Origin of the sequence: Rhizobium sp. BK289 (assembly GCF_014193575.1) — a bacterium.
In the GTDB taxonomy this organism is placed as follows: domain Bacteria; phylum Pseudomonadota; class Alphaproteobacteria; order Rhizobiales; family Rhizobiaceae; genus Rhizobium; species Rhizobium tropici_C.
On the sequence record NZ_JACHZO010000007.1, the window covers coordinates 185,515 to 205,001 of the forward strand.

Genomic DNA, 19,487 nt, shown 5'->3' on the forward strand with positions numbered 1-19,487 from the left:
CATTCATGCTTCAGCCGCAATCCATGGTTATGAATCCGCGCACCATAAAGCGCCGGCTTGACGGCGACAAGCACGCTTTGGATGGTAGAGGGCAGTTTCCGATATCATAATTGATTGAAATTCGGACCACCGGTAAGGTTTCGTTAATATAGCGTTTGGCAAATGGAATGGGACCGTTTGTTTTGTGAGTAGCCGGATGAAGAGACCAGTCATGATCTGGACCGTCGTGGGCTTGGCGGTGGCTTGGGGCGCCGTGGCGTCGCAGCTTCCCGGTCAGCAGCAATCCACACGCGCCAGCGCCGATCTCGCCATGGCGACGGATCCCATAAGCACGGCCGCGATCCCGCGCGGCGGCACCATCGCGCCGGTGAGCGGAGACCTGAAGGCAGGCCTGGACGCGCTTTCCAACAAGAATCCGATGCAGGCGCTTGCCATCCGCAACAGCATGGACGAAGGCACGCTTGATCGCCATATCCTGACCTGGGCGATTGCCACTTCGGGCCAGCCGGGCATTCCCTCGGGTGAGATCGCCAGCGCCGCTCGCGAGCTCGCGGGCTGGCCTGGTCTCGGCAGCCTGCGCGCCAATTCCGAGCGAGCGCTCTACTTAGAAAATCCGGCAACGGATCAAGTCCTTGCCGCCTTCGGCAGCTCGCAGCCGGAGACCGTGGAGGGCAGCATCATCCTCTCGCGCGCGCTCATGGCGCGCGGCTCTTCAGCTCAAGCCGGCAAGCTGATCCGCAAGATCTGGCGTGACGAGCCACTCGATAAGGCGCTTGAAGACAAGATTCTCGCAGAATTCCCCAGCCTGCTGTCGCCTGCCGATCACAAGGCGCGCATGGATTATCTGCTTTACCGCGACCGGACTGCGCAGGCCAAACGCTTCGGCGATCTCGGCAAGGCGCAATCGCTCTATAAGGCTTGGGCCGCCGTCAATGACCGCTCGCCGAAGGCTGACGCGCTGATTGCGGCCGTCGATGCGCAATGGCGTAAGGATCCCGCCTATCTCTTCATGCGGATCGAAAACCTGCGCCGCCAGAACAGATATGACGACGCCGCCAATCTGCTGGCGCAAATGCCGCGCGACCGCAGCGTCCTTGTCAGCCCCGGCCAATGGTGGAACGAGCAGCGCATCGTCAGCCGCGGCCTGGTGGACCAGGGTGAATTCAAGGCGGCCTATCGTGTTGTCGATGCCAGTGTCGCGGAAAGCCCGCAGGATGTCGGCGAGGCCGAATTCCATGCCGGCTGGTACGCTCTGCGCGGCCTGCAGGACGGCGCAAGCGCGGCAAGCCATTTCCGCAAGATCCTGCAGGTCTCGAACGGGCCGATCTCGCAATCGCGCGGCTGGTACTGGCTCGGCCGCGCGGCCGAAGCGGGCGGCCCGGGCAAATCGGCCGATTTCTACGCTAGGGCCGCCTCCTATCCGAGCACGTTCTATGGACAGCTCGCAGCCGAAAAGCTTGGCCGCCGCACGCTGAATGTCAGCTACCCCTCACCCTCGGCTGCCGATCGCCAGCGCTTCCAGGAACGTGAAGCGGTGCAGGCGATCTCACGGCTCGAGGCGGCAGGGCATGGCTGGCGTGGAGAGGCGCTCTATCGCGCCCTGGCAAAGCAGCTGGAAAGCCCCGGTGAAATCGCCCTGTTGACCGCTCGAGCCGAGCGCTCTGGCAACCACCAGCTTTCACTGCAGATCGGCAAGATTGCTTATGGGCGCGGCGTCGACGTGGCGGCACTCGCCTTCCCGATCGGCGTCATTCCGGACAACGCCAATATCTCCGGCTCCGGCAAGGCGCTCGCCTACGCCATTGCCCGGCAGGAAAGCGCCTTCAATCCGGCTGCGGTCTCCTCCGCCAATGCGCGGGGCCTGCTGCAGCTGCTGCCGAAGACGGCAAAGGCCGTTGCCGGCCGGCACGGAATGGCCTATTCCGCCGATAAGTTAACGCAGGATGCGGGCTATAACGCCACGCTTGGCGCTCATTACCTCGGCGAGCAGATCGACACCTTCGGCGGATCCTACATCCTCACCTTCATCGCCTACAATGCCGGGCCGAACAAGGTGCCGGAATGGATCAGCCGCTATGGCGACCCGCGCGGCAAGTCGCTCGACGACGTGATCGACTGGATCGAGCGTATTCCCTTCCCCGAGACGCGAAACTATGTCCAGCGGGTCATGGAAAACTATCAGGTCTACAAGGCGCGCCTCGGACAAAAGGCCGACATCGTACAGGATCTGGTCAATGGCCGCGGTTAACACGGGACCGCGGTTGTACGCCTTACGGAAATGCCGTTACATCCCTCGTAATATCCGAAGCATGAGGGACGATGCATGCGCAGTGACGATCAAAGCGGGTTCCTTGCCAGAACCATCCCGGCCACGGACGGCCTGAAGCTTCATGTGCGGGATTATGCCGGTGACAAAGCGGCGATACTGAACCCCACGCCCGTCTTCTGCCTGCCGGGGCTGACACGCAATTCGCGTGATTTTCACCAATTGGCGCTGCTTCTGTCGCGGGATTCCCCGGCCCCACGCAGGGTGATCACACTGGACGCTCGCGGGCGCGGCCTATCCGAACGGGATCCCGACAAATCCCATTACAATCTGCTCGTCGAAGCGCAGGACGTGCTGACAGTTTGCGCCGCTCTCGATATCAAGCAAGCCATCTTCGTCGGCACGTCACGCGGCGGTCTGATCCTGCATATGCTCGCGGCCAGTCGACCGGATGTCCTGGAAGCGGTCATCCTCAACGATATCGGTCCCGTCCTGGAAAAGATCGGGCTGGCGGATATTCGCGACTATCTCAACCGCGACAGGAAACCCGCCAGTTGGAGCGAGGCGGTCGAGATCCTGCGGGAAAACCATGGCAGCGCCTTTACGGCGCTTGCCGAAGAGGATTGGCAGGACATGGCGCGAGCGATCTACACCGCTGTCGACGGCAAACCGGTTGCCGATTACGATCTCGCCATTGCGGCCCAGATGCAGGCACTCGATCTGGAAGCGCCGATTCCCGATCTTTGGACGCAGTTTGAGGGATTTCAGGATATCCCGCTGATGGTGATTCGCGGCGAGAATTCGAAGCTGCTTGCGCAATCCACGACCGACGAGATGGCAAAACGCCATCCAGGCACCATCGTCAAGATCGCCAATGGACAAGGCCATGCCCCAATCCTGCATCTCGGCGATATTCCAGACGCAATTCGAGATTTCATCTCGGGGCTTTGAGGATGGCACCTCAAATCGCTCGGTTCCTAAGGAACAAGAAGGCGGGAACAAGAAGGCCCGGTGGGAGACCGGGCCTTTTCTCTTCCGATCGGAGGTCTGATCGGAAGATCTGTCAAATTCGATTCGGCGAGCCGAATTAGAAGGTGCGCTGGAAGCGGAGGATACCAGCCCAGGTATCCTTGTTGACGGCGTCGTAGTTGACGTAGGTCACTTCCGGCTCGATCAGCAGGTCCTTGACGGGGTTGAACTTGACGTTCGTCGTCGCGGCGAAAGTCTTCAGATCGTCGTAGGAAAGCTGCAGGTTCCACTTCAGCTTTTCGTTGATCGGAACGCCAACGCCGCCCCAGACGGCCCAGTCGCCCCAGCCGAGACCAGCACCGCCGGCACCGGCATACTTGTTGAGCTTGTCGCCATCGGTGTTCCAGCCGCCCATGACGAAAGCGGTGAGAACGCCGAAGTCGGCATCGACACGAGCCTTGACGGCGCCTTCTTCAACGATGGAGTCATAGCCGCCGACGACGCGGAACTGCCATGCGCCGGCCTTGTAGCCAACACCTGCGACAACGTCCGGAGCGTAGTGGTCGGAGCTGTCTTCGCCGTTCGCACCGGTTGCGCCCGTGCCGGAATTGGAATCTTCCAGCGAGATCACAGCCGTGAAGCCGTTGCCGGCATCATACTTGTAGGTGATCTGGTTCAGTTCGTCGGTGCCGTTGATGCCGTATTCGATCACGTCGTCGTTGATGACGTCGCCGGCATAGCCGAGGAAGGTCGAGTAGACCGAATCGGCCTTGCCGACGAGGAAACCGCCGAGGCTGATATTGGCCCAGAGGAGCTTCGTCGTGGTCGCATTGCCGTCGTTCCAGTCCCAACGAGCAACGGTATTGGTCTTCAGCGGACCGTATTCGGTGTCGGTGGCAGTGTCGAGAGAGAGTTCAGCGCGGGTGTGCCAGTAGGTACCGCGGGCACCTGCGTCCTGGCCAGCCTTGTAGGCGTTGTACCAGCCGCCTTCCGTACGGACGCGGCCGCCGATCTTGAGGCAGGTTTCCGTGCCCGGAATGAAGAAGTAGCCAGCACCGTAAGCATCGCAGATGCGGACGTATTCCAGCGGCTCGGGCTCAGCAGCGACGATAGCGTCAGCGGCGTGAGCACCGGAAACTGCTGCCAGCGCAGCAGCGGAGCCGAGAAGAAGGCTCTTGATGTTCATAGTAACTCCAGTTTCAATATCAATTAGGTATGAGAAATCACGCCGAGAAAATCGACGCGCCCTACCCCACCTAGTTTTAAAAGTTGACCCCTGATCCGGGAGAACCAAGACAGTAAGTCTTGCTTCCGATTTGGAACCTACAGATCGTTTTTTTCAGAGCAATATCAGAGATAGACTATCGGCAATTGTGACGGGCGTTTCAAAGTGTGCGTTGCACAAAAATCACGTCGCAAAACTGTCATACTGCGGTCGCGTCGAAAGCCGTATCCTCTGGATAGCTAAAAGATTCACGGAATTCAGCGGATTGAATTTAATGACGGCTGAATGTCCACAACGAATACAGCTTTTTAGTTTGCTAATACTTGCAAGCATGAAAAAGCCCGGCCGATGGCCGGGCTTTTCCTTCACCGTAGTGAAAATCTTATGACCGAGGTCAGATCAGATTAGAAGGTACGCTCGAAGCGGAGGATACCAGCCCACTGGTCTTCGTTGATCGAATCCCAGTTGGTGTAGGAGACTTCCGGCTCGATGAGCAGGTTCTTGACCGGGTTCCACTTGACGTTCGTGGTAGCGGCAAAGATTTTCGAGTCGGTGTAGGCGAGCTGCAGGTTCCACTTCAGCTTTTCGTTGATCGGAACGCCAACGCCGCCCCAAACTGCCCAGTCGCCCCAGCCGATGCCGGAAGCAGAGCCAGCGCCGTTAGCGCCGGCATACTTGTTCAGCTTGTCGCCATCTGTGTTCCAGCCGCCCATCAAGAAGGCCGAGAACGCGCCGAAGTCGGCGTCAACACGAGCCTTGACAGCGCCTTCTTCGACGATCGAGTCATAACCGCCGACGACCTTGAAGCCCCACGCGCCGGCCTTGTAACCAACACCTGCGACAACGTCAGGAGCGTAGTGGTCGGAGCTGTCTTCGCCATTGGCGCCGGTAGCACCCGGGCCCGAATTGGAATCTTCCAGCGAGATCACAGCCGTGAAACCGTTGCCGGCGTCGTAGTTGTAGGTGATCTGGTTCAGTTCGTACGGGCCGTCATAGACCACGTCGTCGTTGATGACGTCGCCGGCATAACCGGTGAACTGGTTGAACTGCGAGTCCGTCTTACCAACGGTGAAGCCGCCGAGGCTGATGTAAGCCCAGAGCAGGTTGGTGGAGGTGGCGTTGCCGTCATTCCAGTCCCAACGGATGATGGTTTCGGTCTTCAGCGGACCGTATTCGGTGTCGGTCGCGGTGTTGACGTTCAACTCAGCGCGGGTGTGCCAGATCGTACCGTCGCGTGCATCCGGGTTGTAGGCATCGTACCACTTGCCTTCGGTACGAACCTTACCGCCGATCTTGAGGCAGGTTTCAGTGCCCGGAATGAAGAAGTAGCCAGCACCATAGGCGTCGCAGATGCGGACGTATTCAAGCGGCTCGGGCTCAGCGGCGACGATAGCGTCAGCCGCATGAGCACCGGAAACTGCTACGAGTGCAGCAGCGGAGCCGAGAAGAAGGCTCTTGATGTTCATATTGACCTCCAGTCAAAGTTTTATCTCGAAAATGAGAACTACCCGAAGGTATTCCCTGTCTCATTCTCGCGTTTCAAGAAGTGGACGATCAATCGCCCTCGCTTCCGAGAGTGAAAATACAAGACGTGCTCTGTCACGCAATCGACATCTTCTCCGAAAGGGGGATTTGCGTGAACCTTCCGCAAGTCCTGTTGCCGAAAGGACACAAGTTAGCAACACCACCGCCACATAGATTTAGACTTCGTTAAGAAATCCTTTAATCTACCGGTACTTAGGCGGCACATAATTCAATAGGCCCGGCATGTGCAAACGGGTGGGAAAATGGCCAATCCGCGGCGATTTCGGGATCTCCATGACAGCAAAGACGCGATCTGCATCATTTCAGGCGACGACTTTCGGTAGTGTGAACGGACAAGTCTTGCTTGCAGCCGTCCCAAATCGAGGCAGGTGCCCGAACGATTCTCGCCGCGCGATTCGCAACAGGGTGACACGGCATCGGCGATATTCCGAAGATGCTCCAGGGGTTCGGCTACATATCGGCTGTCGAATCGAGGAAAGCTCCGTACCCGACGGGCGAAGCTGCTCCGCATAAACGGGAATGGCAGACATCGCACTCCAATCCGGCAAATCGATTATATCGCTTGCGGGACTGACGACGATCAAATGCACGATATTTTGGGAAAATGGCGGAGAAGATGGGATTCGAACCCACGATACCATTTCTGGTATACTCCCTTAGCAGGGGAGCGCCTTCGACCACTCGGCCACCTCTCCGGTGCGGCCTAACTATGGTGAGGCGCTTAGGATTGCAAGGCTTTTTTGTTGTCTCCGCTGATTTTTCGGCTGAAAACTTCTGACGGGCAAAAACCGGAACAGACGTGAACTTTCCTTAGTTTTCGGCTTGAAACCGCAAACTTTCCGCAAAGTCTGATCTCTCTTCGTTCTCAGGGTCGGCGATGAAGCCGAGCTTCAGGGCCAGCCGGCCGATGGAGGGATTTGCCAGTTTCACGTAGCGCTCCCACTCATCTGATTCCCAGCCGCCTTCAGCCTTGAGGCGAACGACGTCCTTCGTCTGGCTGTAGAACCATGTGGCCCACGAATGCCGCGCGACGTGCGGCGTATATATAGAAGTGTCGAAATCCATTTCGCTGATTGCGCGCGTCCAGAAGGTGAACTTATAGCCCCTGTCCTCTTTCTTCTCGTAAGGGCGGCCATCGTAGCGCAGGAAAAGCGGGCCTTTGCTGCCGAGGTTCGGCAAGGTGGAGAGCGCCGCCACGACGCGCGGGCAGAGATTGACCATGCGCTCCTTGCCATTCTTCGTGTCGCGGAGAATCGCATAGCGATGCTCAAGCGAAATGTCATCGCGGCCGTCCACGGCCAGCGTTTCGCTGACGCGCGATCCCTGGCCGAAAAGGAAGGTGGCGAGCGCTGGCGACCATGGATTGGGAAAACGAGAGGCAGAGACGCGCGTCAGGAACGTCAGCGCCTGGTCCGGCCGCAGGAAATGGGTTCGCTTCTCACCATCGTCGGGCCGGGTGATATCGGGGCGGTACTTATTGGCGCGCATCACGGCGATGATTGGGCCGTGCCATTGCCGCCGTCGCGTCGAATCATTGGGGTAAAGCTTCTTCCCTTCCGCGTTGATCAGCTCTTCCTTGATCTGATCAAGAGGCTTCGAAGCTATGGGATCGAAGCGTGAATGAAGGCGGAAGCGTTCGCCTTCCTTGTGGCTGGCCCGCAGAAAGCGGGCCTCGCCGCCGTTCTTTACGTAGTTTTCCGCCGCTGCGCGGAACGTGATAATGGGTTCGCGACCGGTGATATTGCGCTCGGCGACCTCGTTTTCGATTTGCCGGCGGATGGCGTCTGCTTGTGCTTCGTCGCGGACCTTGGTCGATCGTCTGACCTCAGTTGAATGAGGTTCCCCATCTCGCCAGATTGTGACGGTACCGGTGACATAATATATTCCGGACGTTTCATCTCGTTTGAGCTTGAGTGGCATTCGACCATCTTCTCGGACAGCAGGCGCAACTGATCAGGACGCAACTTAACCGTTCGACCGCAGCGGACAAAGGGAATTTCGTGGCGGCGAATCAATTCGCGCACCACGCGGGCGGGGTTTCCGACTTCGGTAATGCCGAGCAGGCCAGCTGCCTCCTCAAGCGGAATGGGTTGCGGGAGAAACATTGATCCCCTCCTTCACCTTGGCAAGCGCGTTGCGGCTGGTGACCATCGTGTAGCCGTCCGCAAAGCGGACGCAGCAGCTGTTCATCGTACCGCGCGCGATGACATCGCAATGTTGGCCTTTGCGGCCCTGGCGATTCCAGCGATAGACGTAGGGTAACGCTGTCATAGCCTTGACCTTCCGTAGGCCGTGATCGCGTCGGCGACAGCCCACCGTGTCTCGCGATCTAGGCTAAAGAAACTGAGCTGCCCACGGCAGGGAATGAGCGGAAGCGGGAATGCGTCGCGCAGGACAAAGCCGTATCGGCCATAAAACCAGCGGCTTTCCATTTCTGTGACGCAATCGACGATGCGGGCCATGCCGACAACGCCGCCGCGCGGCAGCGCCAAATGGTAATCGTCGCCCTCAATCAGCTCGGACTTGGAGATGCCAGCATGAACGATAAACCAGCCGCGCGCATTCGTCGGCCAGTCCCTGTTTTCGACATCCTTGCCATCGTGGAAGATGTGATGCGGGTATGGCTGCTTGATGCTGAGCGCCTTGATATCGCCAGCGTCGACGCGGGACGCTAAGGTAATGTAGTCGATCATGGTCCTACGCCTCCTCGATTCCAGCGGAGTGTGCAGTGTGGTCGCTCTCGGTTTGGGCCATTGCTAGGAACATCCGCAGATCCGCAACGTTCTCCTGTGGGAGGATTTCAACATGTCTGGTTGGGGAAAGCCGGTGATCGTGGAAACGCGCAAGATCGGCCAGCGGCTCGTGATCATGAATGCCGAGCGCGCGGCTGAATTCATGCTGCAGGAATGGCCATCCAGCATCCGAGGCAAAGCCTTCGCCCGAGCGCAGGGCGCGCTGCTCGACGTGCTCGAAGGAACGGCCAGGCCTGACAAGGCTAGAAAGGCCTTTCTGGACGCGCTGAGCGAGAGCGATATCTATGTTTTTCCCGAATGACGCCATGTCAGTTCTCCGGCGTTCCGGAGGAAGGAACGACACGTTCAAAATCTAAGACGAGGCACAGCAGCTTAGCGCGCGCCCATGCCATATGGTGTTTTCGCCACGGTTCGCCCTGCATGACGGCGAGAGCTTCGCAAACCGATAGGCCGCCACGACTGGCAAGCCGGTTTAGGCTCTGGCTGTGATTTCGCTGTGCCTGCGCCTCGTGCGGTGCGATGGCAGCCCAAGGGATCGCCTTGATTACCTGGTCATTGAGGATCGGGAACATCGGTGCGGAGTTCTCAGCCATTGGCGTTGCCCTCCGAGAGTTCCGCCAATTTGATCTGCAGCTGCTCGACGGATTTCAGATACCCGTTTGCCTCGGTCTCTTTGACAAAGACATCGATCAGCAGCTGGTTGACCTTGCCACGCAGGGTCACCAGTTCGGCGCACGCGGCATCCATGACGGCGTAAGCCTCCGGCTGATAGCCGGTGATGCCCGCACCAATGGCCTTCATCCATCTGTCCAGATCCCCTTCAAAGCGCAGGCGTTCGCGCTCGGCGGCTTTCGAGGTTTCGTCGCGCATGCGCTTCATGCTGTAGCGCGGCCGGGTATCCTGATCGGCAGCATCGGTTAACCAGGCATTCGGCTTGCCATAAAGGTAGTGGATCTCGTGCCCGTTATCGCGGGCGTTGGCTTCGATCAGCGGCACGTCGAGGCTCATGTGGAAGCAGCCGGTGCTGTCTTCATACCATGCGGCCTGCGGCTTTACTTCCTCGCCTGCAGCTTCCTTTTCTTTGAGCGCACGGATAGACGAGAGCCACCAGTCCGCCTCGCTGAAGCGCCCATTTGCCGATGCTTGCTGCAGAAGCGGGCCGATATCAGCAGGAAGCTTACATTCGCCCTCCTCGTCGAGGAAATCATCTAGGCTGGGGTATTCTTGCTGCTTTCGATCAAAATATGCCCTTTGCGCTGCGGCCATCGTTTCCAGCTGGTCGAGAAGGGAGCGGCGCGTGAGAGTTGGAGCATTCATTTTCGTTTTCTCCATTTGCGAAAGACGACTGGCGCGGCGACGAGGATCATGAAGGCGGCCCAAATGAATGCGCCGTGGATCGCCATGCGCCATTCGTCAGGCGTGACCATTGGCCTTGTCCGCAAGCGCCAGAAGGTGAAGGCTATTGCGCGGGAGCGAGATGGGCATGATGTAGGCGCCGCCGCTCTTCTCGGTCGCCAGATAGGGAATGACCGTGCGACGATCGTCGGACACGATGCGGCTGAAGCGGGCCTCGTCCAGCCATGCCTGCTTATTGTCGGAAATGAAGTTGGTGACGGTGCGCCAATTATAGCCGCCAAGGCGCGCGGCAATCGAGCTAGGCGTCTCGCCATCCAGATAGGCGATACGGATTGCCTCTTCATCGAATTCCGTGCGGCTGGCGCGGTTTTCTATCCTGTTCATGTCTGCCTCCTGTGCTGGGTACGATTGGAGAGGGCGGCGACGGCGCCGCCCTCGTCTTGCTTAGTCGAGGCGGCTGCCGATCTCGGGCTTGCCCTGGAACGCCGGAAGGCCGGTATCGGAGGCGGTGCGCTCCAGATCGCGCGTGACATGCTCGGTCACCCAGATATCCGGGCGATAGAGATGAACAGACCAGGTGACGGAACCGCCGCCCTGCGGCATGCGGTAGCGCAGGCGGGCCGGCAGGCGTGCCTTTTCGCCCTGGTAGAAGGGCGCGACCGCGATCATGAAGAGGCTCGGCACGATCATCTTGCCGCCATTGGCGTCGCGGGCCGTGTGGGTTTCCTCCCATGTCAGCTCGCCCTCGCCCGTCGCCAGCGTCACGGCGCTGCTCGCCTTCGTTTCCGCGTTGATCTTCAGGCCGCGCGAAAGCATCTGCAGCTCGTTGGGATAGGCGACCTTGCCGCCGAGCATTTCCTGCCAGTAGGAAATCTCGTCTTCATGCGGCGATGTCAGGTCGGCGCGGTGATCTTCGATGAATTCGGCGAACTGCGCCTGGTTAAGGCCCTTGCCGTCGATAGAGATCCAAGCCTTCCACTCTTCCGTCAGCGGGAAAGGATAGTGAATGCGGTGGCCGCAATTGTCCGCCGCGCCGCCGGCCTCGCTGCTGTGATAGTCGATGATCGCGCTCAGTGAGGGCTCGCGCCAATTGGTATCGGCGAAGATGACGCTATTCGGGGTGGCGTGGCGCGTGGTCAGCGCGACGAAGCTTTCCAGCGTGTTGACGATAGCGGTTCCCCTCTTGCGTAGCGGCACTGTGCGCCACTCGTCGAACAGCGCCTTGACGCTGATGGCCTTGCCCGTGGCGCGGTCGATGAAAACCGGAATGGCGTCCGGAATGCCAATGGCCTTTGCATCGTTGGTGATGACCGTGAAGCCGGAACCGGCCTGGTCACAGAACTTCTTCAGCGCTTCAAGATCGACCGGTGTTCCGATGTTGAGCAGCGGAGAGGCCGCAGCTTCAAGCGTGGCGGCGGTGTCATTGGTCTTGCTCGTCATGGGTTTTCCTTTCTGACGGGTTGCAGGTTTTGGCGGGTTGCGGGATTAGCGGTTGTGGATGATCTCGCGAGGGCCGCCGATCATGTCCATTTGCTGGGGGTGCTCAGTGGAAAGGCCGCCGTCGTCGGTCGTGAAATAGACCGTGGTGCGGCGTTTCAGCTCGGGCAGCTTCGGAACCGGGATTTTCGGGTTGATCTCGATCATCTCGCCGCCGTCCTCGACGACGAGGTCGAGATGCAGCGACACGCGCGACTTGAAGGTGCCGCGCGGATTGTCGGCCGCCATGTCGATCAGGGCCTTGATCGTCGTGGTCAGCGTGTTCGAAAGATCTTCGTTGACCTTGCCGGATTCGAGCATGGTCAACAGGGTCTTGGCATCACGAATTTTCATGGTCGTTTCTCCGGTTAGAAAGAGGGATAGATGCCCGCTGCGTCATCAGCTCTCGGGCGGGATATCGGCCAACTCGATCTTGGCCTTTTCCGACAAGGCGGCGATCTTCGCGCGTTGCGCCGCGATGTGAGCTTCGATAATCGGGCGAGCGAGAGACCATGGGACGTTGAAAAGCGTACGGCTCGTCTCGCTAGTGGGAACGCCAAGCTGCAAGCCACCGGCAAGACGCCCAAAAGCGTCACGTATCTCCGGCGTGCGGCCCCGCTCGATTTCATTGGTTATCTTTGCCAGCAGATCTTCGGCGACTTCGATCTCGCGCCAAGCAAGCGCAATATCCATGGCGGATTGCTTGCTTAGGAGGGCCGGACCGAGTGCAGTCCTCTTAGTGTTAGCCATTGGCCTGTTTCTCCTTGACAACCTTGATTTTGCGGATGAAGCCGTCGTGCTGGGCTTTGGCGAGTTTGGGCACGTCGCGGCTGTCGGCGGCGCGAATATCGAGCTTGGTGCCGTCGTCGAAATGCACGCGGAACGTGGTGATGTCGTTGCGCTTGCTCATGAGCCGATCCATCCCTTGCAGAATGCGAAGGCGAGCGCGGCTGCGGTCAGCAGATCGTTCACGAGGATGATGGCGAGGAGGCTCGTAAAGCCGTGGCGCTTCGCCTGGTAAAGGCGCCCGGGATAGACGATCATCCCGTAGGGAGTTTGCACGGCTTTGCGGTCGATCTGTTCGATGCGGGCAATGAGAAGCGCGGCGGCGCGCACGAGATCGCGGCGCTCATCTTTCGGCTTCCACCATTTGCGATCCCAGGGCCAGAACCACGGCGGGTCGTCGCTCGGGTAGGCGCCATTCAGCGCATAGGCAGCGGCGGCGCGCGTCAGGGCATGGCCACCATTCTTGTCGTCATGCTCGATCGTGAAGCCTTCGGCTGAAATCTGCCGATGGCGTTCATCCATGACGTCGCCAATTGCCTTGATCATATTGACCTGCCCCTTTGCTGCTGCGGCCAACGCCGCGCGCCTGTTGATGAGATTGGAGGTGATTTGCTCGATGGTGCTCACAGGCACCTCGCCGCGACGAAGAAGCCGAGCCAGAAGAAGATGACGCTGGCGAAGGTCAGTTCGATCAGGCGCATGCGCCAGATCTGCGCCTCGCGCAGAAGGTCAATCAGCTCTTCGACGTTGGAACGCCGCGCCTGATACGCGGCCGGCGGCATCGTTGCCAGTTCGCGCTGGAGTTTGCGATCGCGGTCAATGATCTCGTCACGACCTATTGCCGGAGTGAAATGATTCATTTGCCGATCGCCCCCGTGGCGAATGCCAAAGCATCCAGATCCGATCGCGTAACGGGGTCGCTCAGCTCGGCAACCAACTCCGTGACATTGATGCATATCTTGTCGGCAAGGAGCGCCATCAGCTCAGGTTCTTCACCATCCTGCGTCAGGATGAGGGTCCGCTTACCAGCGCCGGCCATCCAGCCAAGCTCAAGGTGTGCGCTGCGGCCACATGGGAGGAGCAATACGCATGTATCCGCCCAGCGCATTGCTGCAAAATCAGCCATGAAACCCTGCGCGGCTCGCGGGTGTGAGAGAAGCGCTTGGCGATAGTCCTGAGCGGAGCAAGGCAGTTCGAGGCCAATGTCAGACCACTTAAAGCCCGTCGAGTAAGGCGGATTGCGGAAGTCATAGACCTGATGACCTTGAGACCGCAGAATATTGAGCAGAGAGGGCTGATACTTATTGCGCCAAGACGATGCGAGATAGATGCGTGCCATGAAATGCAGTGCCTCCGTTGACCTACTTCCGATTGGGAAACCGCCGACGCCAGGGGTGAGACGTGGCGGTCGCCCAATCGGATCGGATCAGGCTGCCGCGCCTTCGGCAAAAATGCGGGCTGCGGCGTCGGCATTGCGCTTCGCCTGCTCTTCGGTCAGGCCAAGGGCTTTCCAGTCTTCCAACGTGAGGGCATTGCCGCGTTCGCGCTGGGTATCGGCCATGAACTGCGCGATGTTGCGGACGCGGACGGGATTGTAATTGACTGTCTGCATGATCTTCTCCTGTTGCTGACCTCCGGGACCGCGCCGCCGTCGCTCAGGAGGAGATGAGCGACGGCGGACTTCGGTATCCGGCACGGGAGGAGGAGATGACCGGACGAGCCAAAATATGCATTACGCATAATCGGCTGTCAATCCAAAAATATGCGTAATGCATAATCTGCGTAGCGCATATTTCTGTTCGCCAAAAGTTCCGGACTTTATGCGTGAAGTATCGGGGGGTGATTCGCCGTCATGATCGGCGCACGACCGATTACATGCCCGGCTGGCGCTTGCGATTCCGCCGAAAACAATGTTGTTCTGGCTACAGCGTTGGGTTGGAGAGGATAGAATGGCGGCGCAACTTGCAGATAGAATGGTATTTGTCGATGTCGAGACGACAGGGTTGTATTCATCCGATCGCGTGGTGAGTCTTGGCGTCGTTGAATTGAATGGCGCCGCGCTTCGACATGGACGGCTGGATGCCGAGTTGACACACCTTATTTTCGATCCCGGCAAGAAGAGCCACCCACAAGCAGAGGCGGTTCACGGATATGACGATTGGCTGTTGCGTCATCAGGAGAGTTTTCAGGATTATGCCGAGCCGCTCCGATCGCGATTCGAGGGTGCGGATATCATCGTGGCGCATAATGCATCTTTCGATGAGCGCTTTATCAGGCAAGAGTTCGATGGCGCTGGCATCGTCCTGAAAGCTCCGGCTTTTCACTGCACGATGCAGCAGTATCGGCGAGCACATCAGGGGCGGTCTGGTCTCGATGCAGTTTTGGGGCAAATGGGGCTTTCGCGGCAAGGATCTCGACACGGTGCGTTGGAAGATGCGTGGCTTGCAATGTGTGTCTACCTATGGCTCGCCGGGGTCGACCACCCCGGCTTGCGGGAAGAGGCATTGACGAAGCCGATCAATCTGCGCGATCCGCCCCCTCACCCTGGTCTGCCTCTTCCGCGCCGATCGAAAAAGACGAAAGTGGCAAAACCGGAGATAGTAGTTACAAAGCCGCAGAAGCCACTTTGGTCGGATCGTGAGCGCGATAGCCTGCGCTCCGCGCTTCTGCCCTTCAGCACGGTGATGATGAGATTGGTGTTAGCTGACGGTCATCTTGATCAGACGGAAATCGCGGTCATTAGAGACCTTGTTTCTGAGGAGCGGCAACGACTTACGCTACCTGACGACGATTTGGCAGAGCAGGACATGGCGGCAGCGATATTCGAGATGACGCCATCCCTCAAAGATATTGCCGCCGTAGCCCCAGCTATTCGCGAGGATGAAACCCTCAAGGCCCGAATGGGCGAATGGGTCAAGCGTGTTATCGCGGCTGATGGTGCCTTTCCGGAGACTGAAAAGGCTGCTCTGCGCACGATCGTTAGCATGATCAGAGGATCTTGATCACGCGCAGGTAGTTGGCCCTAAGGTGCCTACATTTTGAGGATAGACATTTTCACGCGTCCAACGACGGGCGGCATATTATCGGGGAAAATCGGCTCGTGCGCGCTGTTGGTTGAGACAGGTTCGAAACGATCAGGGTTAGGTCTGTAGCGTTTATATGTGGCCTCGCCGTTCTCGTCGGCAATCACATAGCAGGCGTTTGGTACCAGGCGCTTGTCGTGGCGGTTGACGATGATGATGGAATTTGGCGGCGATATGCGGTCCATCGAATCGCCGATCACTTCCAGTGCAATCCAATCACCCTCAGGCAATTGACCGACCGTGATAAGACCTTTGGCCTCGTCGATGATGTCGTCGCGCTGCAAATCACCTGCGCTAACAGTCGTGAGCAGCGGGACGTCAATCGCCCGATCCGAAATAACCTCCGTCTCCTCGCCTGGCCCCGCCCCCGTTCCTCGGAGCAGCCAGTCAAGTGATACGCGATATCGCCGCGCATATTGCGCGGCAGCGCGAACGACGCCCCTGCTTCCATTTTCATGGGCGGCGTAGGTGGGATATCGAATTCCCAAAGAGGTTGCGGCATCCGTGGCTGTGGTAAATCCAGCGTGAAGCCGCGCTTCCTTGAGGCGCTTTCCAATTTCTTTCGTGTCACTCATGCTCTACGTTTCGCATAGAACAATATGCGTTAGGCATTGACAGCGAATTATGCGTAACGCATATTCGCGCCATGACAACACCTGATGACATTGTTCGACTTCGTGAAAAGCGCGGCTGGAGTCAGCAAGCGCTGGGTGATTTTGTGGGTGTCGACCAGGGTACGGTCTCAAAATGGGAGAGCGGCAAGGTCAAGCCGAGCCGCCCTGCCCAAAAGCTTCTTGAGCGTCTAGCGATCGTCGAAGAGGCGGCCGAATGATGCCCCCTCTCCTGCGCAATGCTCTGCGTTTTTGTCTGCCATGCGCATGCGGGCCTCCGTGATGTCGTGATGCCCTGAGTTTTCACATTTCAAACTCGTTCCCGCCACGGGAAAAACCGCTCGGATTTCCCGTTGCGGGAAAGGATTTTCCATGTCTTCGGATGCCTGGTTTCACCGCGTCAAAGCGGCCCAACGTGATCTTATCAAGCTGGTTGGCGGCATCGACCGCGCCGCTGAAATCTCCTCGGTCTCGCCAAGCCATATCGGCCGCATGAACAATGCGCGCGACACGGATCTGATGCCGCTTTCCGTCGTCTATGCCCTCGAAAATGATTGCGGCGTTCCCGTCGTCACGCAGGCCATGGCGGAACTTTGCGGGCGCCGCCTGACCGATCCGGAGATCGAGCAGCAGGCGAATATCAACGTTCTCACCTCCTATTCCAACGTGCTGCAGAAGGCGGCGGCACTGATGGCGAGCGGCGCGGCGGCGATGGCGGATGCCTTCGTGACGCCGGCCGAAGCGCATTCGATGGATCGCCACGCCTCTGATATCGAGCGCGACCTATCGCAGTTCCGCCAGGCGCTCGCTGTCGTCAAGGCGACCGGCGGCGCCAAGGCAGGCCTCCATATCGTCGGGAGCGACACATGAGCGTCGCGGCGAAAACGGGTGATCGCGCCTCGCAGATCATGCGCGATGCGGTCGAGCACGGGCAATATCAGAGCAGCGATCTCCAAGATCGTCGCGCCTGCCAGCGCCTGAATGGCAAGGGGCTGCTCACCCGCGACAAGAAAGACGCGGATCTCTGGTTTCCGACAAAGCGGCTGGTCGATCAGCGCACGGCGGTCGCGGCGCTTGCCGATGCGATCGGGGCGGATCATGACAGGGAACTTGCGGCGGCGGCGCAGGCTGACGCATCCGGCCTAGTCGCCACGGTGCAGCGCGCTCGCGCTTTGCTTGACGATGGCGACGTGATGCGCGCGCGGATTGTGGCAGCTGCCGCCTATGACCAAGCCAAAACCGAGGCGGCCTTTGCCGAGAAATTCGGCGCGACTGAGGCGCTGGTAGCCAAGGCGCGCCGCTTGCAGGGCGATGCGCTGCTGATCGAGACGCGGGCGAAAATCCTGATCTCGAACGAATGGGATGCGGCGCACGCGGCTGGGCTGGTTTCCAAGGGCGGCAGGCCGAAAGGCGTTTCCGACGGAAACGAGTTAACTGCCGAGAATACCGGCCTTTCCCGCAAGGAACTTCATGAGGCGCGCAAGCTTGCGGCAGCCGAAGGGCGTTCGCCGGGGCTCGTCGAAAAGGCGATCAATGCGCGCCTCGCCGCCGGTCTTTCCGCGACCCGCGCCAATCTTCGCGCGGCGGTCGGGACGGCCAGCGCCACGAAGGAAGAGCGCGGCCAGAACCTTTACGAGACGCCCCCTGAAGCCATGTTCACGCTGCTGGCGCTGGAAGACTTCACCCCGACCGTGCTTGAGCCGGCCTGCGGACGCGGCGCAATTGCCCGCATGCTGGAACAGGCTGGTTACGGCGTCGTGCTCGCCGACCTCGTCGATTACGAGACGGCCGACCAGCACGGCGAATTGCAGGATGTGCAGGATTTCCTGGCATCGGAACCACCGGAAAGCGGGTCATACGACATCGTCACCAATCCGCCCTACGGCGATGTGCTCAACGCCTTCGTCGCCCATGCCCTGCGCGTCTTCCGGCCGGGCAAGATGGCACTGCTGCTGAACCTGAATTTCCTTTGCGGCTTCGCGGACGATGACCGCAATTTCGTGATGGACGATTGCCCACCGGCCCGCGTGTGGATCTTCAAGCGGCGCCTGCCGATGATGCACCGCGACGGCTGGGATGGGAACAAGGCTAGCAGCCGCATGAACACGGCCTGGTTCGTTTGGGAGCTGCAGCCGGACGGCAGCTACGGCACGCAGACAATCACGAAGCGTGTCGACTGGCGCGATTTCCTGCCTGAGGGCGCCGCCATAGCGGACGCCGAAAGCGAGGCGGCATGAACGCGCCTCAACCGAATCGCGATGCCGAGAAAGCCAAGGTGGAACGCCTGCGCGACATCGCCGACCGTCTGGCCGGCGATGTCTGGCATGTGGATGCCGATGGCGACCGCATTCGGCTCGTCTCGCGCCGCTCGACCGGGGAGGAAGCGCTACTGCTGACTCTGCACAGCGATGCGCTCCACGATGAAGTCGAGATCATTGCCGGGGCGCTCGATCACCTGTTTCTCTTTCTCGGTCTGCGCAGCCGCGCCGTCGAGACGGTGCAGTCGCTGCGCGCCGAGATTGAGCGGATGCGGCGCAAGACGGCGGAAAAGGACTATGCCGCGCAGGCCTCCATGCTCCTTTCCGATCGCGGCTTTCAACGTTTCCTTGAATCGCGTGGGGCTGGCGGCCAGGTTCGCGACAAGACGGCGGCGGATACCCGCCTGAAAAGCCTGCTCGCCATCCGCAGCAAGCGCGAGATCAACACGGATGATCGCGCCCGTCAGGCCTACCTGCAGCTTCGCGGCGATTTCGACCTCTGGAAACGGGGTGGCTCATGAGCAACCGCACCTTTCCCGAAGTCCCGATTAAGGTCGGCGACCAGCAAGTCAAGGCGATGCGGATCGTCTGCTCGGAATGCGACGCCGTTGGCTATTACGCCTTTCAGACCGGGCACAAGCGCCGGCCGCCAATCGCGGCGGTTCAGTATTTTCAAAACAAGGATTGGGTGGTCGGCAGCTCGCCGCGAAAGGACTTGTGTCCTGTCCACGCCAAGCTCTCCAGACGGAAAGGGACGAAGGTCATGCCGGACGCAACCGCGCCTGCGGCGGAAAAGCCGCGCGAGATGACACGCGAAGATCGCCGTATCATCAACGACAAGCTCGACGAGGTCTATGGCAACGGCGCTTACAAGACGCCTTGGACTGATTCCGCGGTTGCCCGCGATCTCGGCGTGCCGCGTGATTGGGTGGCGCAGGTTCGTGACCAGTTTTTCGGCGATGCCGGCACAAATCCGCTCTTCGACGAGTATCTGGCCGCCAAGGCAGGCATTGAGCAGGTCATGGCGGCGGTCCTGGCTTCGCAGGATCTCGCAATCAAGCAATTCGAGGCCTGCACGAAGGAACTCGCCGAACTCCGTAAGAAGCTCGACGACCTGCGCCTGCTCGGTCGCCGCATCGAAAAGGAGATCGGCAAGTGA

At 59.5% G+C, this 19,487-nt stretch carries 26 protein-coding genes and 1 tRNA gene; 9 read left to right on the top strand and 18 right to left on the bottom strand.

Annotated elements, in window-relative coordinates:
• The first annotated feature begins 196 nt into the window (after positions 1-196).
• Both FHT84_RS15585 and FHT84_RS15590 read left to right on the top strand, forming a co-directional pair.
• Positions 197-2,248 carry a transglycosylase SLT domain-containing protein gene (locus FHT84_RS15585; protein WP_183763145.1) on the top strand — a complete coding sequence of 684 codons (2,052 nt, stop codon included), beginning with the start codon at positions 197-199 and terminating at the stop codon, positions 2,246-2,248.
• A 75-nt stretch (positions 2,249-2,323) separates the two neighbouring features.
• A complete protein-coding gene (locus FHT84_RS15590; protein ID WP_113250714.1) occupies positions 2,324-3,217 on the top strand; it encodes an alpha/beta hydrolase in 894 nt (297 codons plus the stop codon).
• Between the two features lie 136 nt (positions 3,218-3,353).
• Here FHT84_RS15590 and FHT84_RS15595 read toward each other — a convergent pair whose 3' ends face one another.
• The 6 genes from FHT84_RS15595 to FHT84_RS15620 all read right to left on the bottom strand — a co-directional run bounded on the left by FHT84_RS15595 (position 3,354) and on the right by FHT84_RS15620 (position 8,698).
• Complete coding sequence (locus FHT84_RS15595; protein WP_112342687.1) at positions 3,354-4,421, bottom strand: porin; 1,068 nt, start codon at positions 4,419-4,421, stop codon at positions 3,354-3,356.
• A 443-nt stretch (positions 4,422-4,864) separates the two neighbouring features.
• Positions 4,865-5,926 carry a porin gene (locus FHT84_RS15600; RefSeq protein ID WP_112342686.1) on the bottom strand — a complete coding sequence of 354 codons (1,062 nt, stop codon included), beginning with the start codon at positions 5,924-5,926 and terminating at the stop codon, positions 4,865-4,867.
• A gap of 684 nt (positions 5,927-6,610) precedes the next feature.
• Positions 6,611-6,700 (bottom strand) — tRNA-Ser (locus FHT84_RS15605).
• A 115-nt stretch (positions 6,701-6,815) separates the two neighbouring features.
• On the bottom strand, positions 6,816-7,925 hold the full coding sequence (locus FHT84_RS15610; RefSeq protein ID WP_183763142.1) for a tyrosine-type recombinase/integrase: 1,110 nt from the start codon (positions 7,923-7,925) through the stop codon (positions 6,816-6,818).
• Positions 7,926-8,081: 156 nt separating this feature from the next.
• Positions 8,082-8,276, bottom strand: coding sequence for a hypothetical protein (locus FHT84_RS15615; RefSeq protein WP_183763139.1), 195 nt, complete (start codon positions 8,274-8,276; stop codon positions 8,082-8,084).
• Positions 8,273-8,698: a hypothetical protein gene (locus tag FHT84_RS15620; protein ID WP_183763137.1), complete on the bottom strand. Its 426-nt coding sequence runs from the start codon at positions 8,696-8,698 to the stop codon at positions 8,273-8,275. Before FHT84_RS15620 ends, FHT84_RS15615 begins: the two co-directional genes overlap by 4 nt.
• Positions 8,699-8,810: 112 nt before the next feature.
• Between FHT84_RS15620 and FHT84_RS15625 the strand changes: the two genes are divergently transcribed.
• Entirely contained in the window at positions 8,811-9,059 is a 249-nt protein-coding gene (locus FHT84_RS15625; protein ID WP_183763134.1) for a DUF982 domain-containing protein, read from the top strand.
• Positions 9,060-9,066: 7 nt separating this feature from the next.
• Here FHT84_RS15625 and FHT84_RS15630 read toward each other — a convergent pair whose 3' ends face one another.
• The 11 genes from FHT84_RS15630 to FHT84_RS15680 all read right to left on the bottom strand — a co-directional run bounded on the left by FHT84_RS15630 (position 9,067) and on the right by FHT84_RS15680 (position 13,988).
• A complete protein-coding gene (locus tag FHT84_RS15630) occupies positions 9,067-9,351 on the bottom strand; it encodes a hypothetical protein (RefSeq protein WP_183763131.1) in 285 nt (94 codons plus the stop codon).
• The gene (locus FHT84_RS15635; protein WP_183763128.1) at positions 9,344-10,168 is read right to left on the bottom strand and encodes a hypothetical protein; all 825 of its coding nucleotides are present in this window, start codon (positions 10,166-10,168) and stop codon (positions 9,344-9,346) included. Before FHT84_RS15635 ends, FHT84_RS15630 begins: the two co-directional genes overlap by 8 nt.
• Positions 10,169-10,171: 3 nt before the next feature.
• A complete protein-coding gene (locus tag FHT84_RS15640; RefSeq protein ID WP_183763125.1) occupies positions 10,172-10,498 on the bottom strand; it encodes a hypothetical protein in 327 nt (108 codons plus the stop codon).
• A 60-nt stretch (positions 10,499-10,558) separates the two neighbouring features.
• Entirely contained in the window at positions 10,559-11,554 is a 996-nt protein-coding gene (locus FHT84_RS15645; RefSeq protein WP_183763122.1) for a DUF2303 family protein, read from the bottom strand.
• Between the two features lie 45 nt (positions 11,555-11,599).
• Complete coding sequence (locus tag FHT84_RS15650; protein ID WP_183763119.1) at positions 11,600-11,944, bottom strand: hypothetical protein; 345 nt, start codon at positions 11,942-11,944, stop codon at positions 11,600-11,602.
• Positions 11,945-11,989: 45 nt separating this feature from the next.
• Positions 11,990-12,340 carry a hypothetical protein gene (locus FHT84_RS15655; RefSeq protein WP_183763116.1) on the bottom strand — a complete coding sequence of 117 codons (351 nt, stop codon included), beginning with the start codon at positions 12,338-12,340 and terminating at the stop codon, positions 11,990-11,992.
• Positions 12,333-12,500, bottom strand: coding sequence for a hypothetical protein (locus FHT84_RS15660; protein WP_183763114.1), 168 nt, complete (start codon positions 12,498-12,500; stop codon positions 12,333-12,335). Before FHT84_RS15660 ends, FHT84_RS15655 begins: the two co-directional genes overlap by 8 nt.
• Positions 12,497-13,003, bottom strand: coding sequence for a hypothetical protein (locus FHT84_RS15665; protein WP_183763111.1), 507 nt, complete (start codon positions 13,001-13,003; stop codon positions 12,497-12,499). Before FHT84_RS15665 ends, FHT84_RS15660 begins: the two co-directional genes overlap by 4 nt.
• Complete coding sequence (locus tag FHT84_RS15670) at positions 13,000-13,236, bottom strand: hypothetical protein (protein WP_183763108.1); 237 nt, start codon at positions 13,234-13,236, stop codon at positions 13,000-13,002. Before FHT84_RS15670 ends, FHT84_RS15665 begins: the two co-directional genes overlap by 4 nt.
• The gene (locus tag FHT84_RS15675; protein WP_183763106.1) at positions 13,233-13,715 is read right to left on the bottom strand and encodes a hypothetical protein; all 483 of its coding nucleotides are present in this window, start codon (positions 13,713-13,715) and stop codon (positions 13,233-13,235) included. Before FHT84_RS15675 ends, FHT84_RS15670 begins: the two co-directional genes overlap by 4 nt.
• An 87-nt stretch (positions 13,716-13,802) precedes the next feature.
• Positions 13,803-13,988, bottom strand: coding sequence for a hypothetical protein (locus FHT84_RS15680; protein ID WP_183763104.1), 186 nt, complete (start codon positions 13,986-13,988; stop codon positions 13,803-13,805).
• A gap of 337 nt (positions 13,989-14,325) precedes the next feature.
• Here FHT84_RS15680 and FHT84_RS15685 point away from each other — a divergent pair, with 337 nt between their 5' ends.
• Positions 14,326-15,378 (top strand): exonuclease domain-containing protein, encoded by a 1,053-nt coding sequence (locus FHT84_RS15685; RefSeq protein ID WP_183763100.1) that lies wholly within the window; start codon positions 14,326-14,328, stop codon positions 15,376-15,378.
• 29 nt (positions 15,379-15,407) lie between these two features.
• Here the strand turns inward: FHT84_RS15685 and FHT84_RS31445 are convergent, their stop codons facing one another.
• Entirely contained in the window at positions 15,408-16,034 is a 627-nt protein-coding gene (locus FHT84_RS31445) for a S24 family peptidase (protein ID WP_246698545.1), read from the bottom strand.
• A gap of 71 nt (positions 16,035-16,105) precedes the next feature.
• Here FHT84_RS31445 and FHT84_RS15695 point away from each other — a divergent pair, with 71 nt between their 5' ends.
• From FHT84_RS15695 to FHT84_RS15715, 5 genes are all read left to right on the top strand, one after another.
• Positions 16,106-16,291: a helix-turn-helix domain-containing protein gene (locus FHT84_RS15695; protein ID WP_183763097.1), complete on the top strand. Its 186-nt coding sequence runs from the start codon at positions 16,106-16,108 to the stop codon at positions 16,289-16,291.
• 151 nt (positions 16,292-16,442) lie between these two features.
• The gene (locus tag FHT84_RS15700; protein WP_183763094.1) at positions 16,443-16,940 is read left to right on the top strand and encodes a hypothetical protein; all 498 of its coding nucleotides are present in this window, start codon (positions 16,443-16,445) and stop codon (positions 16,938-16,940) included.
• Positions 16,937-18,307: a class I SAM-dependent methyltransferase gene (locus FHT84_RS15705; RefSeq protein ID WP_210278863.1), complete on the top strand. Its 1,371-nt coding sequence runs from the start codon at positions 16,937-16,939 to the stop codon at positions 18,305-18,307. Before FHT84_RS15700 ends, FHT84_RS15705 begins: the two co-directional genes overlap by 4 nt.
• Complete coding sequence (locus FHT84_RS15710) at positions 18,304-18,849, top strand: hypothetical protein (protein ID WP_183763091.1); 546 nt, start codon at positions 18,304-18,306, stop codon at positions 18,847-18,849. The genes FHT84_RS15705 and FHT84_RS15710 overlap by 4 nt, the downstream gene beginning before the upstream one ends.
• Entirely contained in the window at positions 18,846-19,487 is a 642-nt protein-coding gene (locus FHT84_RS15715; protein ID WP_183763087.1) for a hypothetical protein, read from the top strand. Before FHT84_RS15710 ends, FHT84_RS15715 begins: the two co-directional genes overlap by 4 nt.

Coding starts and splice junctions, on each gene's coding strand:
- FHT84_RS15585 (WP_183763145.1), top strand. CDS start 197: ATGAAGAGACCAGTCATGATCTGGACCGTCGTGGGCTTGGCGGTGGCT.
- FHT84_RS15590 (WP_113250714.1), top strand. CDS start 2,324: ATGCGCAGTGACGATCAAAGCGGGTTCCTTGCCAGAACCATCCCGGCC.
- FHT84_RS15595 (WP_112342687.1), bottom strand. CDS start 4,421: ATGAACATCAAGAGCCTTCTTCTCGGCTCCGCTGCTGCGCTGGCAGCA.
- FHT84_RS15600 (WP_112342686.1), bottom strand. CDS start 5,926: ATGAACATCAAGAGCCTTCTTCTCGGCTCCGCTGCTGCACTCGTAGCA.
- FHT84_RS15610 (WP_183763142.1), bottom strand. CDS start 7,925: ATGCCACTCAAGCTCAAACGAGATGAAACGTCCGGAATATATTATGTC.
- FHT84_RS15615 (WP_183763139.1), bottom strand. CDS start 8,276: ATGACAGCGTTACCCTACGTCTATCGCTGGAATCGCCAGGGCCGCAAA.
- FHT84_RS15620 (WP_183763137.1), bottom strand. CDS start 8,698: ATGATCGACTACATTACCTTAGCGTCCCGCGTCGACGCTGGCGATATC.
- FHT84_RS15625 (WP_183763134.1), top strand. CDS start 8,811: ATGTCTGGTTGGGGAAAGCCGGTGATCGTGGAAACGCGCAAGATCGGC.
- FHT84_RS15630 (WP_183763131.1), bottom strand. CDS start 9,351: ATGGCTGAGAACTCCGCACCGATGTTCCCGATCCTCAATGACCAGGTA.
- FHT84_RS15635 (WP_183763128.1), bottom strand. CDS start 10,168: ATGGCGCATGGCGATCCACGGCGCATTCATTTGGGCCGCCTTCATGAT.
- FHT84_RS15640 (WP_183763125.1), bottom strand. CDS start 10,498: ATGAACAGGATAGAAAACCGCGCCAGCCGCACGGAATTCGATGAAGAG.
- FHT84_RS15645 (WP_183763122.1), bottom strand. CDS start 11,554: ATGACGAGCAAGACCAATGACACCGCCGCCACGCTTGAAGCTGCGGCC.
- FHT84_RS15650 (WP_183763119.1), bottom strand. CDS start 11,944: ATGAAAATTCGTGATGCCAAGACCCTGTTGACCATGCTCGAATCCGGC.
- FHT84_RS15655 (WP_183763116.1), bottom strand. CDS start 12,340: ATGGCTAACACTAAGAGGACTGCACTCGGTCCGGCCCTCCTAAGCAAG.
- FHT84_RS15660 (WP_183763114.1), bottom strand. CDS start 12,500: ATGAGCAAGCGCAACGACATCACCACGTTCCGCGTGCATTTCGACGAC.
- FHT84_RS15670 (WP_183763108.1), bottom strand. CDS start 13,236: ATGAATCATTTCACTCCGGCAATAGGTCGTGACGAGATCATTGACCGC.
- FHT84_RS15675 (WP_183763106.1), bottom strand. CDS start 13,715: ATGGCACGCATCTATCTCGCATCGTCTTGGCGCAATAAGTATCAGCCC.
- FHT84_RS15680 (WP_183763104.1), bottom strand. CDS start 13,988: ATGCAGACAGTCAATTACAATCCCGTCCGCGTCCGCAACATCGCGCAG.
- FHT84_RS15685 (WP_183763100.1), top strand. CDS start 14,326: ATGGCGGCGCAACTTGCAGATAGAATGGTATTTGTCGATGTCGAGACG.
- FHT84_RS31445 (WP_246698545.1), bottom strand. CDS start 16,034: ATGAGTGACACGAAAGAAATTGGAAAGCGCCTCAAGGAAGCGCGGCTT.
- FHT84_RS15695 (WP_183763097.1), top strand. CDS start 16,106: ATGACAACACCTGATGACATTGTTCGACTTCGTGAAAAGCGCGGCTGG.
- FHT84_RS15700 (WP_183763094.1), top strand. CDS start 16,443: ATGTCTTCGGATGCCTGGTTTCACCGCGTCAAAGCGGCCCAACGTGAT.
- FHT84_RS15705 (WP_210278863.1), top strand. CDS start 16,937: ATGAGCGTCGCGGCGAAAACGGGTGATCGCGCCTCGCAGATCATGCGC.
- FHT84_RS15710 (WP_183763091.1), top strand. CDS start 18,304: ATGAACGCGCCTCAACCGAATCGCGATGCCGAGAAAGCCAAGGTGGAA.
- FHT84_RS15715 (WP_183763087.1), top strand. CDS start 18,846: ATGAGCAACCGCACCTTTCCCGAAGTCCCGATTAAGGTCGGCGACCAG.